Here is a 15,044-nt window from a genome sequence, read left to right on the forward strand (position 1 = left end):
AAGGTGGTGAGCCACAGGTGACCACCCGAGGAGCCCGGGCCGCCGGTCGCGGGGTACGCGGCGATCTGTTCGATCCCCATTGCCCGACGCGACAGTTGCTGGACCGCATCGGTACGAAGTGGACGTCCATGGCCGTCAAGACGCTCGCCGATGCCGCACCGGACGAGGTGCGCTTCGCGGAGCTGAGACGCCGGATGCCCGGCGTTTCACAGAAGATGCTGTCCGTGACGCTGCGAAGCCTGACCCGCGACGGGCTGGTGTCGCGCCGGGTCGAACCGACCGTGCCGCCGCGGGTCTTCTACCGACTCACCGGACTCGGGCTGTCCCTGGAAGCCGCGCTTGCGGGGCTGCGGACCTGGGCGGAGGAGCACATGGCCGAGATCGACCGCGCCAACGAAGCCGCCGACCAGGAGGCCGATGGGGGGTAGGCAGGCCGGTTCCGCGCTCAGTACTGGTGGCTGGGGTACTCGATGCAGCCGGCGTCGCCGCCCTGATACCACGTCGCTTTGTCAGGTCGCCGGCGGTACTGCGGGCTGCTGGGCGAGCAGGAGATGGAAGGGAAATCGCCGGCGCGGTGGCTGGCGACGAAGGAGCTGGTGAAGGACAACGGGGAGATGGTGTTCGAGGGGGCATCTCCCGGTTCTGCCCGAAGTGCACCAAGATCCCGAAGTCGGCCGTCGAGGGCACCTATCCGCGGTTGTTCTAAGCCGACTCCGACGCCGTGATCACACCAGCCACGTGGAGATCATTGCGGATCCGAGTAGCTTCCCAACGGTCATCAATCCGTTAGAGACAGGCAGAATTCGTTACCTTCGGGATCTGCCAGGACGATGTTGTCCGCATGCCGGGCCTGAACGGTCGCACCGAGAGCAGTCAGACGCTGGATCTCGACCTCTGGGTCCACAGCAAGCAGGTCCAAGTGCACACGGTTCTTCCCATCCTTGCCCTCTGGCACGAGTTGGAACCACAGACGAGGTCATACCTATGCATCCCGCCCCCGACAGCCGTGGACCACCAGTGCGCACCAGGACCGCGCGCCAGGATGGCATGAGCCGGGCACTGGCACCAGGCCAACACATCGCCGCTGGCGGGGAGTTGCGCCGATGGCCAGGGTCCTGCGTCCTGCTCAGGGCTGTCTGGCGGTCGCGCGATCAAGAGTTCGAGAACGGTTCTGACAACTCCGACGTGGCACCGAGGTTCCCCTCCTGGCCGGAGTTGTGCCAAGAATGCGCATCGAGCCTGCCTGCCCAGCCGGTGGGGAGGTTGCCATGCGCCGGGGCGCAAGTAGCACCCTCATCGGTTCTCAGCCCTGCTTCAGGCGGTCCTTCATCTCGTCCAGCCGGGTCAGGATCGGGTAGCCGCCCACGCTGAGGGCGTTGCCGTGCCCGGTCTGGTGGATGTCGAAGACGGACTGGAGGGCGGCGTAGAAGCCCTGTACGTCGAGGGTCTGGTTCACCGCGCGCTTGGCCTGGCGCAGGCCGAAGGGCGGCATCTGAGCGATCCGCATCGCCAACTCGTCCGTCGCCGAGCCGAGTTCGGCCAGGGGGACGACCCTGTTGACCATGCCGACCTGTTCGGCCTCGTGCGCGGTCAGGGGGCGACCGGTGAAGAGGATCTCCTTGGCCTTGCGGGGCCCCAGCTCCCAGGTGTGGCCGTGGTACTCGACCCCGCCGATACCCATGTGGACGACCGGGTCGGAGAACTCCGCATTCTCGGCGGCCACGATCAGGTCGCACGGCCAGCACAGCATCAGCCCGGCCGCGATGCACTTGCCCTGGACGGCCGCGATGGTGGGCTTGGGGATGTTGCGCCACTTCAGCGAGTATTCGAGGTACCGGCGGGTCTCGGCGTCGTAGATCCACTCCAGGGTGATCTCATCCGGTCCGGGCCAGCGGTCCTTGAGGTCGTGGCCTGCGGAGAAGTGCCGGCCGTTCGCCCTGAGCACGACCACCCGCACCTCCTCGTCCCTGGCCGCGCGCGTCCAGGCGGCGTCGAGGTCGTCGAGGAGGGCCATGGTCTGGGCGTTGGCGGCCTCGGGGCGGTTGAGGGTGATCGTCGCGATGCCGTCCTCGGCGTCGTACAGGATCTGGTCCATGGCGGGTGTCCTCTATCGCGGCAGGCCGAGGATGCGCTCGGCGACGATGTTGCGCTGGATCTCGCTGGTGCCGCCCGCGATGGTGCCGGCGAAACTGCGCACGTACCGCTCGAACCAGCTGGAGATGAACGCCTCGTTGTTCATGTGGTGGTACGGCCCGGTGCGGGCGGGATGCGACAGGGCATCGGCGCCGTGGGCCTCCAGGGCGTGCAGGGAGGCGGACTGGACGGCCTCCGAGCCGAGCAGCTTGAGCACGGAGAGCTCGGCGGGGTCCCGGTCCGGGCCGAGCTGCCGGTAGCCGAGCAGCCGCAGCGCCTGGAGGTCCATGAGGAGGGTGGCGTACCAGTCCTGGCCGGCGCCGACGTCGGCGGCGTCCTGCACCAGGTCCTCCAGGCGTTCGGCGAACGACAGCCACAGCAGGGTGCGTTCGTGCCCCAGGGAGCCGTTGGCCACCCGCCAGCCCTCGTTCAGCGGCCCGACGAGGTTCTCGCGCGCCACCCGGACGTCCGTGAAGAACACCTCGTTGAAGTCGAGATCGTCCTCGGCGGCGATCGAGCCGAAGGGTCGCCGTACGACGCCCTCGATGGCCGTGGGGATCAGCAACGCGCTGATCCCCTTGTGCTTGGGGGCGTCGGGGTCCGTGCGGACGAAGGCGAGCAGGACGTCGGCGTCATGGGCGCCGGAGGTCCAGATCTTCTGGCCGTTGACGGTGAAGGTGTCGCCGTCCAGCACCGCTCGGGTGCGCAGGGAGGCCAGGTCGGAGCCGGCCTCGGGCTCGCTCATGCCGAGCGCGGCGGTGATCTCGGCGCGCAGGATCGGCACGGCCCAGCGGCGCTTCTGTTCCTCGGTCCCGAAGGTGATCAGGGATGCAGCGATGATGCCGAGGCCCTGGGGGTTGAAGCTGTGGTAGATCCGACGGCGGGCCAACTCCTCCAGGTGAGCCAGCTGTTGCGGCAGCGTGGCACCGCGCCCGCCGTACTCCGGTGGCTGGCCGGGCAGCAGCCAGCCCGCGTCGAACAGGGTGCGCTGCCAGCGGCGCGCCCAGTCGGGGACATGCGCGCTGGAGCGGGAGCGGTCCCGCGCCGCGCCCTCGGCGGGGAGGTTGGCGTCCAGGAAGGCGGAGAACTCGGCGCGGAAGTCGGCCACTTCGGGATCGTCGGCGAGTCTCATGAGGCCAGCAGAGCCTTCCTGTGCGCGGACGCGGTGCCGAGGAGCAGGTCGCAGGCCTGGGCCCGCTTCAGGTGGTACTGGAGTTCGTTCTCCCAGGTGAAGCCCATGGCGCCGAAGAGCTGCAGCCCGTGCCGGAAGACCAGGCGCTGGCACTCTCCGGCCGCGGCCTTGGCCATGTGGGCGGCCCGGGTACGCCGGGGGTCGTCCTCGGCGATGGTCAGGGCGGAGAAGTGGGTGAGGGCTCGGGCGCGCTCGATCGCCACATGCATGTCGGCGGCCTTGTGCTTGACCGCCTGGAAAGAGCCGAGCGGGTGGCCGAACTGCACCCGCTGCTTCACGTGGTCCAGGGTCAGGTCGAGGATCCGGCGGCAGGCGCCGACCGCGGTGGCGGCGAGGCCGGTCAACGCCAGGTCGGGCACGCCCTCGGCGAGGGCACCGGCCTCGACGGCCTCGACATGGGCCAGGTGCAGGTTCGGGTCGAGCACGGGGACCCGCCGCACCGCCAGTTCGGCTCCTGGTACGACGACCACCCCGTCCGGCGTGAGCAGGGCGACCTCGTCGGCGCGGTCGGCGTCCAGGACGTACCGCCCGGCGCCGTCGAAGACCGCCGTGCCGCTGCCCGCGGGGATACGGCCGGTCAGCGGGGCGAACCAGGTGGCCGTGGCCAGAAACGGGGTCGGGTCGGCGGCGTAGCCCAACTCTTCCAGGATGAGGGCGAGTTCGAACGGGGGCGCCTCCAGCCAGCCGAGTCGCCGGTAGGTGCTCCACTGCTGTTCCTCGGGCCGGCCGCGGACCTTGGCGACCGTCTCGCGCACCGTGCGCCGCAGCAGCTGTTGGTCCTCGTCGAGTTCGAACTCCACGCCCGCCTCCGCCCTGTCCGTACCGGTGGCCGCACGCCGGGCGCGAGCCCGGGTCGGGCGAGAATAGCATTCTCGCTACACGAAAGTAATGGTCTCGTTTCTTACAGAGGACGATTCGGTAGGGGGAGTGCCCCTGCTTTTCACATGCGTGGAGTACCGTTCTACTCATGAGTGCCGTCCCCGCAGAACCGGTCGAGACCCCCGAGCCCGCCTGGCGGCAGCGCGCCGTCGAGCGCTCCACCCGGGCCGCGAAGCTGCGCGCCGAGCAGCGCGTCCAGCGGTTCCTCGACGCCGCCCAGGAGCTGATCGCCGACAAGGGCACCACCGACTTCACCGTGCAGGAGGTCGTGGAACGCTCCCGGCAGTCGTTGCGCAGCTTCTACCAGCACTTCGACGGCAAGCACGAGCTGCTGCTCGCCCTCTTCGAGGACGCGCTCTCCACATCGGCCGCCGAGATCCGGGAGAAGGCCGCCGCGGGGCGGGACCCGCTGGATCGGCTGAAGATCGCGGTCGACCTCCTGTACGGCTCCTCCACGCCGCGCAAGGGCCAGCAGTCGCCGCTCTTCACCGACTTCGCGATCCAGCTGCTGGTCACCCACCCGGACCAGGTGGCCACCGCCCACCTGCCGCTGCTCGCCTACTTCACGGAGCTGGTGGAGGAGGCCGTCGAGGCCGGTCAGGCCGTGGCCGCGAAGCCGCGGCGCACCGCGTCCCTGATCATGCAGACGGCGATGTTCACGGCCCAGGCCCCCGCGGCACCGGTCGGGGCCCACCCCTCCCCCATCACCGCCGAGGAGGTGTGGGCGTTCTGCCTGGGCGGACTCAGGGGTCCCGGCACGACAGAGGACCCGGCCGCGACCGCGCCGGCCACCACCGCACCGGACACGACCGCACCGGCCGAGGACGCCCCCGCGACGAAGGCGACCGCGGCGAAGGCGACCGCGGCGAAGGCACGCAAGGCGGCCCCGGCGAAGAAGACCACGGCCACGCCCCAGAAGCGGGCTGCCGCCGCGAAGAAGGCCGCCCCTGCGAAGAAGACGACCACCGCCACGAAGGCCGCCCGCTCCCAGGCGTGACCTGACCGGTCCAGGGCCTCCGCGGGATCCCTGCGGGGGCCTTTTGCCTGCCACGGGACCCACCGCCGTACCGTGAGCGACATCTTTTCGCCCCCGGATCCCTCCGCCCCCCTCCCCCAACTTCCCCGGCAGAGCCGGACCTTGAAGCCGCGCCCTCTTGACGGAGCCTTTCGGTCTGACCTTTGATATGTTTCGCATATCAGCCGCCGGCAGAGGGGTTCCCCGCCGTGGACTTTGAGCTGACCGAGGACCAGGAGACGATCCGCAAGGCCGTGACCGGTCTCCTGCGCGACTTCCACGACCGGTACTGGATGGAGAAGGACCGCGACCACGCCTTCCCCGAGGAGTTCTACGGCGCCGTCGCGGGCGGCGGCTGGCTGGGCATCACGATCCCGGAGGCGTACGGCGGCCACGGCCTCGGCATCACCGAGGCGACGCTGCTGCTCGAACAGGTCGCCCGCTGCGGCGGAATGAACGCGGCCAGCGCCATCCACATGTCGATCTTCGGCATGCACCCCGTCGTCGTGCACGGCTCCGAGGAGCTCAAGCGGCGCACGCTGCCCCGGATCGCGGACGGCGACCTGCACGTCTGCTTCGGCGTGACGGAACCGGGCGCGGGCCTGGACACGTCGCGCATCACGACGTACGCCCGCCGGGACGGCGACCACTACGTCGTCAGCGGCCGCAAGGTGTGGATCTCGAAGGCGATGGAGTCCGAGAAGATCCTGCTGCTGACCCGTACGTCGAAGGTCGACGAGGTGGAGAAGCGCACGGACGGCATGACGCTGTTCCTCGCCGACCTCGACCGCGAGCGGGTCGACATCCGCCCCATCCCGAAGATGGGCCGCAACGCCGTCACGTCGAACGAGCTGTTCATCGACGAGCTGCGCATCCCGGTCGAGGACCGGGTCGGCGAGGAGGGCCAGGGCTTCCGCTACCTCCTCGACGGCCTGAACCCCGAGCGGATGCTGATCGCCGCCGAGGCGCTCGGTATCGGCAGGGTGGCCCTGGACCACGCGGTGCGATACGGCAGGGAGCGGGAGGTGTTCGGCAGGCCGATCGGCATGAACCAGGGCATCCAGTTCCCGCTCGCCGACTCCCTCGCCCGGCTCGACGCGGCCGAGCTGGTGCTGCGCAAGGCGACCTGGCTCTATGACCAGGGCCGGCCGTGCGGACGCGAGGCGAACACCGCCAAGTACCTGTGCGCGGACGCCGGGTTCACCGCCGCCGACCGGGCGCTGCAGACCCACGGCGGCATGGGCTACTCCGAGGAGTACCCGGTCGCCCGATACTTCCGTGAGGCACGGCTGATGCGGATCGCGCCGGTCAGCCAGGAGATGGTCCTGAACTATCTGGGGTCGCACACGCTGGGACTGCCCAGGAGCTACTGAGGAGTTGGGGATGACCGACCGAACGGATCTGTTCGACCTCACGGGGCGCTCGGCGCTGGTGACCGGTGCCGCGGGCGGTATCGGCTCGGCGGTCGCCGAGGCGCTCGCCCGGGCCGGGGCGGCGGTGCTCGTGACCGATGCCGACGAGGCGGCCGCGGCCGCCGTCGCCGGGAAGATCTCCGCGGCCGGGCTGACCGCGGACAGCGCCGCGCTCGACGTGACCGACCGCGCGAGCGCCGACGCGGCGGTGTCCCGGGCGGCCGCGCTCGCCGACGGCACCCTGCACATCCTCGTCAACAACGCGGGCATCACCGCGCCCGCCATGTTCGCGAACCTGGAGGAGGAAACCTTCCGGCGGGTCCTCGACATCCACGTCCTGGGCAGCTTCCACTGTGCGCAGGCCGCGCTGCCCTACCTCCCGGACGACGGACGCGGCCGCATCATCAACGTCACCTCGTCGGCCGGGATCGTCGGCACCCTCGGACAGGTCAACTACTCCGCCGCCAAGGCCGGCATCATCGGCCTCACCAAGTCTCTGGCCCGCGAACTGGCCCGCAGGCGCATCCTGGTGAACGCCCTCGCGCCCCTGGCCGCGACCCCGATGACGGAGACCATCCGGACGAACGAGAAGTTCGCCGCCCAGATGCTGGCCCGGATCCCGCTCGGGCGCTGGGCGGAGCCGGAGGAGGTCGCGGGGGCGTTCGTCTTCCTCGCCTCCGACGCGGCCTCCTTCATCACGGGGCAGGTGCTGCCGGTCGACGGGGGGACGGTCATGTGACAGCCCCGGACGTCCCTGTGTTGAATGGTTCAGCCGAAACGGATGTACGACGAGAGGCCTGAACCCGTGCCCAGCGCCGAGCCCTCCCCCCGCACCCCGCGCTTCGACACGCTGACCGTGCCGAAGGCGTCGGACGTGCTGGCCGCGGAGGTACGGGAGCGGATCCTGTCCGGCGAGATCAGCGAGGGCACGGCACTGCCCCCGGAGCGCCAGCTGGTCGAGCAGACCGGGCTGAGCCGGGCCACCGTACGCGAGGCGCTGCGGATCCTGGAGGTCGAGCGGCTGCTTGAGATCAGACCGGGGCGCGGCGGCGGGGCCTTCGTGCACCGGCCGGGGCGCGAGTCCCTGGCGAACACCGTGCGGTTGGTGATCCGTGGCCAGCAGATCCGGCTGGAGGCGCTGCACGAGACCCGGGAGGCGATCGAGCCGACGTGCGCCGCGCTGGCCGCGCGGCGGCGCACCGAGCAGGACCTGGCCGAACTGGACGCCGCGAACGCGGAGTTGAAGGAGTCCGGTGACGACGCCCAGCGCTTCCTGCGGGCGAACGTGCGCTGGCACAACGCGGTGGCGCGGGCCGGCGACAACGAGCTGCTCATCGGGTTCATGAGCGCGCTGTCCCAGTCGATCCACGCGGCCACGAACCTGGAGCAGTTCACGGGAGCAGACATCCGTGAGGTCACCGCCCGGGCGCACGCCCGGATCACCGACGCGATCCGGGCCGGCGACGAGGCGGCGGCGATGCGGCGGATGGCCCGGCATGTGTGCGGTTTCGCGCGCGCGGCGGCGGAGGTGGACGTGCGCGAGCGCGTGGAGCTGGCCGACCCCGAAAGCTGACCTACCCCGAAGGCTGACCTACCCCGAAGGCTGACCTACCGCAAAGGCTGACGGACACCGCACCGGCCAGGGTCGCAACCATGACATGCGAGAATCTCATTCTCATTTTCGCGCAACACCATTGACAGTTACGGCCTGACCTTTAATAGCATCGCTGGCATGAGCGAGGTGAGTCCCGTACTGACCGTGACCGCCGACGGCGACGTCCGCATCGTCACCCTGAACCGTCCGGAACGCCTCAACGGTGTGTCCGAGGAACTCCACCGCAGGCTGTCCGAGGTGTGGCGCGAGCTCGCCGACGACACCAAGGCCCGGGCCGTCGTACTCACCGGCGCGGGCCGGGCGTTCAGCGCGGGCGGCGACTTCGACCATCTGCGCCGCCACCACGACGACCCCGAGCTGCGCGAGCGGTCGATCCGGCTCGACCGGACCATCCAGACGGAGATGATCCGCTTCCCGCTGCCCGTCATCGCGGCCGTCAACGGCCCGGCGGTGGGCCTGGGTTGCTCACTGGCCCTCGGCTGCGACCTCGTCCTGATGGCCGAGGACTCCTACCTCGCCGACCCGCACGTCTCGGTTGGTCTGGTGGCGGGCGACGGCGGGGTCACCCTGTGGCCGCTGCTGACGAGCCTGCTCCGGGTGAAGGAGTACCTGTTCACCGGGGACCGTATCCCAGCCGCCACCGCGGTCGGACTCGGCCTCGCCAACCGGGTCGTGCCGACCGCCGACCTGATGCCCGAAGCCCTCGCTCTGGCGCACCGGCTCGCCGCGCAGCCCGCGGAGGCGCTGCGCGCGACGAAGGCGGCGCTGGCCGCGGTGGTCGAGCAGGTCTCGCGCGGCGGCATGGAGGCGGCGCTCCTCGCGGAGCGGTCCACGATGACCAGCCCGGATCACATCCGCATCATCGACGACCTCGCCTCCCGGGCCCGCCGCCGCCCGGCCGCACGCGAGGAGGACTGAACGTGGAGTCCGAGGAGTTCACGCTGGTCCGCGACATGGTCCGCACCTTCGCGACTCGTCATGCCGTCGCATCGGCCGACGAGATCACGTCCAAGTCCCGCGCGGCGGCGCAGCAGGCGCTGGACGGACTGGGACTCGCCGAACTCCGCCGCACCACCCCGCCCGCCGCCACCGCCCAGGAGTGCGCCCTGCTCGCCGAGGAGCACGGCCGCCTGCCGCTGACCACCTCGCTGCTCGGCACGGTCCTGCTGGCTCCGGAGCTGCTGCGGCTCCTAGGTACGGACGGGCACACCCCGCGGCTCACCGTCGCCCTAGCCCCCGACCTTCGCCTCCCCGGACCGCAACCGGCCGATCTCCGCGCCTGGGACTGCGACGGAGCCGAGGCAGCGCTGTGTGCCGACGCCGAAGGGACCGTGACCCGCGCCGAACTCGGTTCGCCGGCACCGACCGCCGACCTGCTGCGCAGCGTGCGCCAGGCCTTCCCCGTGGGCGAGCCCCTCGGTCGGCTCACGTCGCAGGACCGGCAGCGCTGGCAGGCGTACGCGCTGGTGGTCGTCGCGAGCGAACTCGTCGGCGCGGCACGCTCGTTCGTCGAGTCGAGCGTGGACTACGCGCGCGAACGACGGCAGTACGGTCGCCGCATCGGCTCCTTCCAGGCCGTCCAGCATCTGCTGGCCGACGCGACCGTCGTGGTCGAGGCCTGCACCAGCGCCACCCGGTACGCCGCCTGGTGCCTGGACCACGAGCCGCCGGACCGGGCGCTCGCGGCGGCCCGCGCGGCCAAGGCGGAGGTCAACGCCTCGGCCGTCGAGGCGGTGTACGCCGGGATGCAGGTGTTCGGCGGCATCGCCCAGACCTGGGAGCACCCGGCCCATCTGTACCTCCGCAGGGTTCTCGTGGGCGCCACCGTGCTGGCGACCACGGCCGACCTGCTGCCCACCCTGGCCGCACCGGAGGCGATCCGATGACCGACGGCCCCCTCGACTTCGGCGACCCGGCGGACCTGGAGCGGCTGCGGCGGGACTTCCGCGCCTGGCTGGCCGGCCACCCGCTGCCCGAGCGGCGGCCGGACGAGCCGGTCCCCGCGTTCCTGCACCGCTGGCACCGCATCCTGCACTCCGGCGGCTGGGTCGGCCTCGACGTGCCGGAGGAGTACGGCGGTCGTGGCCTGACTCCGCTCCACCAGGTCGCCGTCAGTGACGAGTTGGGGGCACGCGGCGCCCCCGGGGTGCCCCGGATCGGTTATCTCGCCCACGCCCTTCTGGAGTTCGGCGACGAGGAGCAGCGCCGCCGGCTGCTGCCGCGCATGCTCTCCGGCGACGACGTCTGGTGCCAGGGCTTCAGCGAGCCGGGCGCGGGATCGGACCTGGCCGGTATGAGCACCCGCGCGGAGCGGCAGCCCGACGGTGGGTACCTCGTCAACGGCCAGAAGCTGTGGACGAGTTACGCCCAGTACTCCGACCTCTGCCTGCTCCTGGCCAGAACCGACCGCACCGCGCCCGCGCACACCTCGATCTCGGCGTTCGTCCTGCCCCTGGACCGGCCCGGCGTGACCGTACGCCCGCTGCGCGCGGCCAACGGCGACGAGGAGTTCTGCGAGCTGTTCCTGGACGACGTACGCCTGGAGGAGTCCGAGCGGGTCGGCGCGGAGGGCGACGGCTGGCCGTTGGCGATGACGACGGTGTCGTACGAACGCAACGCGCTCGACACCGGGCATCTGTCGAAGTACGGGCTGCTCGTCGAGCGCCTGCGCCGCACCGCGCACGAGCGGAGCGAAAGCCTTCCCGACGGGCTCCTCGCACAGATCGGCCGGTGCGTCGTCGACTACCAGGTCCTCGTCGCCCATGCCCGGCGCCGTACCGCGCAGCGGCTCGCCGGTCAGGTCGCCGGACCGGAGTCGTCCGTCGACAAGCTGCTCATGACCCGCGCCGAGCAACGGCTCTACGAGACAGCCCTGTTGGTGTTCCCGGACGAACTGCACACGGAGGGCGGCGAGGTCTTCGCCGACTACCTCTACTCCCGGGCCGCGTCCGTCTACGGCGGGACGTCCCAGATCCAGCGCAACATCATCGCCAAGCGGCTGTTGCGCCTGCCGGCCGACGACCGCGCCTGAACGGAGCCCGCCGATGCGTCACGACCAGGAGTTCCTCAGCATCCCGAACGTGATCAGGGTCGCCGCACGACGGTTCGGCGACGCCCCGGCCCTCGTCGACGGCGCGGTGCGCCTGACCTTCCGGGAGCTGGAGAAGCGGATGGTCCAGGCGGTGCGCGCGGCGCTCGCGCTCGGCATCGGACCCGGGGACCGGGTGGGCCTGTGCGCGCCGAACTGCGCGGAGTGGATCGTCGCGGCCGTCGGCATCCAGGGCGCGGGAGGCGTGGTCGTCCCCCTGAACACCCGTTTCAAGGCTCAGGAGATCTCCTACATCCTGCGCAAGTCCGGTGCCAGGGCGCTCTTCGCGGCCGCCTCCTTCCTCGGCACCGACTACATCGCCGACCTGCGGCGGGCCGATCCCGAGCTGCCCGCCCTGGCCACCGCCGTATCACTCCTCGGACCGCCGGCGGACGCCACCCTGGGCTGGCAGGACTTCCTCGACGCGGGAGCCGCGACCGCGCCCTCGGCCGCGCACGCCGCCATCGACCGGCTCACCCCGGACGACCTGTCCGACGTGATGTTCACCTCCGGCACCACCGGCCACCCCAAGGGTGTGACGCTCACCCACGGACAGTCCCTGCGGGCGTACGGCTGGATGTCCACGGAGTACACCTTCGACGCCTCCGACACCTTCCTGGTCATCCCGCCGTTCTTCCACTGCTTCGGCTACAAGGCGGGCTGGCTCGCGTCCCTGATGCACGGCGTGACGGTGGTCCCCATGGCCGTCTTCGACGCGGGACGGGCCCTGCGGATCATCGCCGACGAACGGGTCAGCATCCTCCTCGGCCCGCCCACCATCTTCCACGACCTCCTCGACCACCCCGACCGGTCGTCGTACGACCTGTCGTCGCTGCGGGTGTCCATGACGGGCGGCACCACGATCCCGGAGGCCCTGATCCGCGCCATGAAGAAGGAGCTGACCTTCGACATCGTGCTGAGCGCCTACGGGTTGACCGAGTCGAGCGCGCTGGTCACCAGTACCCGCGTCGGTGACCCGGAGGAGACGGTGGCCCGCACCACCGGCCGGACCATACCGGACGTCGAGGTCCGCATCGCCGACGACACCGGACAGGACGTCGGGGCGGGCGGGGACGGGGAGATCCTGGTACGCGGTTACAACGTCACCCGCGGCTACTGGGAGGACCCGGAGGCCACCGCCGCGACGATCGACCCCGAGGGCTGGCTGCACACCGGTGACATCGGCCGTCTCGACGCGGACGGCAACCTGGCCGTGGTCGACCGCAAGAAGGAGATGTTCATCGTCGGCGGCTTCAACGCCTACCCCGCCGAGATCGAGAAGCTGCTGCTCGGCTGCGAGGCGATCGCACAGGTCGCGGTGGTCGGTGTCCCCGACGAACGGCTCGGCGAGGTCGGCTGCGCGTTCGTCGTGCCGAAGCCAGGGGCGGACCCGACCGAGCGCGAGGTCATCGCCTGGGCCAGGGAGCACATGGCCAACTTCAAGGTCCCCCGCCGGGTCCGCTTCGTGGCCGGACTCCCGCGCAACGCGAGCCAGAAGGTCCTCAAACACGAGCTGCGCGCCCTTCTCGGAGAGCACTGAGATGGGCGGACCGCTGACCGGCGTCACGGTCGTGACCCTGGAACAGGCCGTCTCGGCCCCCATGTGCACCCGCACGCTCGGCGACTTCGGCGCCCGTGTCATCAAGGTGGAGAACCCTAAGGGCGGTGACTTCGCCCGCCACTACGACGACGTGGTGGGCGGGCTGGCGGCGCACTTCGTGTGGGCCAACCGGGGCAAGGAGTCGGTGGCCCTGAACCTGAAGTCGGAGGCCGGTCTGGCGGTCCTGCACCGGTTGCTGGAACGCGCCGACGTGCTCGTCTCCAACCTCACCCCCGGCACCACGGCGAAGCTCGGCCTGTCCCCCGCCGATCTGGAGGTACGGCACCCCGCGCTGATCGCCGTCGAGATCGACGGGTACGGCCCCGGCGGCCCGCTCTCCCACAAGCGCGCCTACGACATGCTGGTCCAGGCGGAGTCGGGAGCCTGTTCGGTGACCGGCCGCCCCGGCGCCCCCGCGAAACCGGGCCCGCCCGTGGCGGACGTGTGCAGCGGGCTGTACGCGGCGCTGTCGGTACTTGCGCTCCTGTACGGCAGGGGCCGGGGCGGTCCGGCGCCGTCCGTGGCGGTCAGCATGTTCGACACCATGGCCGAGCTGATGGGGTACCCACTGACGTACACCCTGCACTCGGGGATCGAGCAGCAGCCGCTCGGCATGAGCTCGCCCGCCGTCGCGCCCTACGGCGCCTATCCCACCGCCGACGGACAGACCGTCGTCCTGGGCACCACCAACGACGCCGAATGGCAGCGCCTGGCAAGGGAGTTGATCCGCCGCCCGGACCTGGCGGACGACGAGCGGTTCCGTACGAACGCCGGCCGGGTCGAGCACCGTGCGCCGCTGGACGACGCGATCGGTACCTGGTGTGCGCGGCACGACCTGGCGTACGTCCAGGACCGCGCGGACGCCGCCGGGATCGGCAACGCCCGCTACAACACGCCGAAGGACGTCCTGGCCCACGAGCAGCTGACCGCCCGCGACCGCTGGCGGGAGATCGGCACGCCGTCGGGTCCGGTGCCCGCGCTGCTGCCACCGCCCGTCATCTCCGGGTACGACCCGCCGATGGGCGCTGTGCCCGCGCTGGGCGAGCACACGGACGCCGTCCTGGCCGAACTGGGCTTCGAGGAGCGGGAGATCGACGCACTGCGCGCGCAGGGAGCGGTGCGGTGAGCGTGCTGCTGTCGAGCGACGCCGGTGGTGTGCGCACGCTGACCCTCAACCGGCCCCACCGCAGGAACGCCATCGACGCCGAGCTGTGGGAGGCGCTGGCGTCGGCCCTGAGGGAGGCCGGCGACGACACCGCCGTACGGGCGCTCGTCCTCACCGGAGCAGGCGGCGCGTTCTGTTCCGGTGCCGACATCTCGCGGCCGGTGACCGACCGGCATCCGCTGCACCGGATGCGGACGCTCACCGAAGTGACCCTGCTGCTACACGAGTTGCCCTTCCCCACGATCGCCAAGGTGACGGGGGTGGCGGTGGGCGCGGGCTGGAACCTGGCGCTCGGCTGCGACCTGGTGGTGGCCACGCCCGAGGCACGTTTCGCTCAGATCTTCGCGCGCCGCGGCCTGTCGCTGGACTGCGGCGGCTCGTGGCTGCTGCCGAAGCTCGTCGGACTCCAGCAGGCCAAGCGGCTCGCCCTGCTGGCGGAGACGATCGACGCCGCGGAGGCACGGGCGCTGAACCTGGTGACCTGGGTCGTGGCCGCCGACAAGGTGGACGCCTTCGTCGACGACCTGACCGCGCGCCTGGCGGCCGGCGCGCCGGTCGCGCTCGCGCAGACCAAGGCGCTGCTCGACGAGGGCGCCGACCGCACCCTGCGGGACGCGCTGGCGAACGAAGCACGGGCGCAGGCGGTCAACTTCGCCACCGCGGACGTCCGGGAGGCGTTTACCGCGTTCGCCGACAAGCGCGAACCGCTGTTCACCGGCCGCTGGGCGGTACCGAGACGAACGGAGAACGACACATGACGCGGGAAGCGGTGATCGCGGCGGCGGTCCGTACGGCCGTCGGCAGACGGAACGGCGGCCTGGCCGTCGTCCACCCGGCCGACCTGTCCGGGGCGGTGCTGAACGCGCTGGCCGAACGGGCCGGTGTCGATCCGGCGGTCGTCGACGACGTGATCTGGGGCTGTGTGTCCCAGGTCGGCGACCAGTC

14 protein-coding genes and 2 pseudogenes are annotated in these 15,044 nt (G+C 71.1%); 12 read left to right on the forward strand and 4 right to left on the reverse strand.

The window, feature by feature from the left end; all coding sequences use genetic code 11:
* The first annotated feature begins 17 nt into the window (after nt 1–17).
* Complete coding sequence (locus KVT45_RS51770; RefSeq protein WP_217561516.1) at nt 18–428, forward strand: helix-turn-helix domain-containing protein; 411 nt, start codon at nt 18–20, stop codon at nt 426–428.
* A 350-nt stretch (nt 429–778) separates the two neighbouring features.
* On the opposite strand, the pseudogene KVT45_RS51775 reads toward KVT45_RS51770, so the two are convergent.
* From KVT45_RS51775 to KVT45_RS51790, 4 genes and pseudogenes are all read right to left on the reverse strand, one after another.
* Nucleotides 779–976, reverse strand: a pseudogene (locus tag KVT45_RS51775) (VOC family protein); the annotation flags it as partial.
* Between the two features lie 327 nt (nt 977–1,303).
* Nucleotides 1,304–2,095 carry an enoyl-CoA hydratase gene (locus KVT45_RS51780; RefSeq protein ID WP_217561518.1) on the reverse strand — a complete coding sequence of 264 codons (792 nt, stop codon included), beginning with the start codon at nt 2,093–2,095 and terminating at the stop codon, nt 1,304–1,306.
* A gap of 12 nt (nt 2,096–2,107) precedes the next feature.
* Nucleotides 2,108–3,265, reverse strand: coding sequence for an acyl-CoA dehydrogenase family protein (locus KVT45_RS51785; RefSeq protein WP_217561520.1), 1,158 nt, complete (start codon nt 3,263–3,265; stop codon nt 2,108–2,110).
* On the reverse strand, nt 3,262–4,125 hold the full coding sequence (locus KVT45_RS51790; RefSeq protein ID WP_217561522.1) for an acyl-CoA dehydrogenase family protein: 864 nt from the start codon (nt 4,123–4,125) through the stop codon (nt 3,262–3,264). Before KVT45_RS51790 ends, KVT45_RS51785 begins: the two co-directional genes overlap by 4 nt.
* 167 nt (nt 4,126–4,292) lie before the next feature.
* On the opposite strand from KVT45_RS51790, the gene KVT45_RS51795 reads away from it, so the two are divergent.
* From KVT45_RS51795 to KVT45_RS51845, 11 genes and pseudogenes are all read left to right on the forward strand, one after another.
* The gene (locus tag KVT45_RS51795) at nt 4,293–5,201 is read left to right on the forward strand and encodes a TetR/AcrR family transcriptional regulator (protein ID WP_217561524.1); all 909 of its coding nucleotides are present in this window, start codon (nt 4,293–4,295) and stop codon (nt 5,199–5,201) included.
* A 227-nt stretch (nt 5,202–5,428) separates the two neighbouring features.
* Nucleotides 5,429–6,592, forward strand: coding sequence for an acyl-CoA dehydrogenase family protein (locus KVT45_RS51800; protein WP_217561526.1), 1,164 nt, complete (start codon nt 5,429–5,431; stop codon nt 6,590–6,592).
* 10 nt (nt 6,593–6,602) lie between these two features.
* Nucleotides 6,603–7,370 carry an SDR family NAD(P)-dependent oxidoreductase gene (locus KVT45_RS51805; protein ID WP_217561528.1) on the forward strand — a complete coding sequence of 256 codons (768 nt, stop codon included), beginning with the start codon at nt 6,603–6,605 and terminating at the stop codon, nt 7,368–7,370.
* Between the two features lie 66 nt (nt 7,371–7,436).
* On the forward strand, nt 7,437–8,204 hold the full coding sequence (locus KVT45_RS51810; protein WP_308311138.1) for an FCD domain-containing protein: 768 nt from the start codon (nt 7,437–7,439) through the stop codon (nt 8,202–8,204).
* A 159-nt stretch (nt 8,205–8,363) separates the two neighbouring features.
* The gene (locus KVT45_RS51815) at nt 8,364–9,164 is read left to right on the forward strand and encodes an enoyl-CoA hydratase/isomerase family protein (protein WP_217561532.1); all 801 of its coding nucleotides are present in this window, start codon (nt 8,364–8,366) and stop codon (nt 9,162–9,164) included.
* A 2-nt stretch (nt 9,165–9,166) separates the two neighbouring features.
* Nucleotides 9,167–10,132: an acyl-CoA dehydrogenase family protein gene (locus tag KVT45_RS51820; protein ID WP_217561534.1), complete on the forward strand. Its 966-nt coding sequence runs from the start codon at nt 9,167–9,169 to the stop codon at nt 10,130–10,132.
* Nucleotides 10,129–11,277: an acyl-CoA dehydrogenase family protein gene (locus KVT45_RS51825; protein ID WP_217561536.1), complete on the forward strand. Its 1,149-nt coding sequence runs from the start codon at nt 10,129–10,131 to the stop codon at nt 11,275–11,277. The genes KVT45_RS51820 and KVT45_RS51825 overlap by 4 nt, the downstream gene beginning before the upstream one ends.
* Before the next feature lie 13 nt (nt 11,278–11,290).
* Nucleotides 11,291–12,874 carry a FadD3 family acyl-CoA ligase gene (locus tag KVT45_RS51830; RefSeq protein ID WP_217561538.1) on the forward strand — a complete coding sequence of 528 codons (1,584 nt, stop codon included), beginning with the start codon at nt 11,291–11,293 and terminating at the stop codon, nt 12,872–12,874.
* 1 nt (nt 12,875) lies between these two features.
* A complete protein-coding gene (locus KVT45_RS51835; protein ID WP_217561540.1) occupies nt 12,876–14,060 on the forward strand; it encodes a CaiB/BaiF CoA-transferase family protein in 1,185 nt (394 codons plus the stop codon).
* On the forward strand, nt 14,057–14,857 hold the full coding sequence (locus KVT45_RS51840; RefSeq protein WP_308311139.1) for an enoyl-CoA hydratase-related protein: 801 nt from the start codon (nt 14,057–14,059) through the stop codon (nt 14,855–14,857). The genes KVT45_RS51835 and KVT45_RS51840 overlap by 4 nt, the downstream gene beginning before the upstream one ends.
* A pseudogene (locus KVT45_RS51845) lies at nt 14,854–15,044 on the forward strand (acetyl-CoA C-acetyltransferase); the annotation flags it as partial. The gene KVT45_RS51840 and the pseudogene KVT45_RS51845, both read left to right, overlap by 4 nt.

The organism is Streptomyces sp. GbtcB6 (assembly GCF_019091475.1).
GTDB classification, from domain to species: domain Bacteria; phylum Actinomycetota; class Actinomycetes; order Streptomycetales; family Streptomycetaceae; genus Streptomyces; species Streptomyces hyaluromycini.

Bases quoted from the DNA above. Each gene is read 5' to 3' on its own strand.
- KVT45_RS51785 (WP_217561520.1), bottom strand. From the start codon at position 3,265: ATGAGACTCGCCGACGATCCCGAAGTGGCCGACTTCCGCGCCGAGTTC.
- KVT45_RS51795 (WP_217561524.1), top strand. From the start codon at position 4,293: ATGAGTGCCGTCCCCGCAGAACCGGTCGAGACCCCCGAGCCCGCCTGG.
- KVT45_RS51780 (WP_217561518.1), bottom strand. From the start codon at position 2,095: ATGGACCAGATCCTGTACGACGCCGAGGACGGCATCGCGACGATCACC.
- KVT45_RS51825 (WP_217561536.1), top strand. From the start codon at position 10,129: ATGACCGACGGCCCCCTCGACTTCGGCGACCCGGCGGACCTGGAGCGG.
- KVT45_RS51835 (WP_217561540.1), top strand. From the start codon at position 12,876: ATGGGCGGACCGCTGACCGGCGTCACGGTCGTGACCCTGGAACAGGCC.
- KVT45_RS51830 (WP_217561538.1), top strand. From the start codon at position 11,291: ATGCGTCACGACCAGGAGTTCCTCAGCATCCCGAACGTGATCAGGGTC.
- KVT45_RS51815 (WP_217561532.1), top strand. From the start codon at position 8,364: ATGAGCGAGGTGAGTCCCGTACTGACCGTGACCGCCGACGGCGACGTC.
- KVT45_RS51805 (WP_217561528.1), top strand. From the start codon at position 6,603: ATGACCGACCGAACGGATCTGTTCGACCTCACGGGGCGCTCGGCGCTG.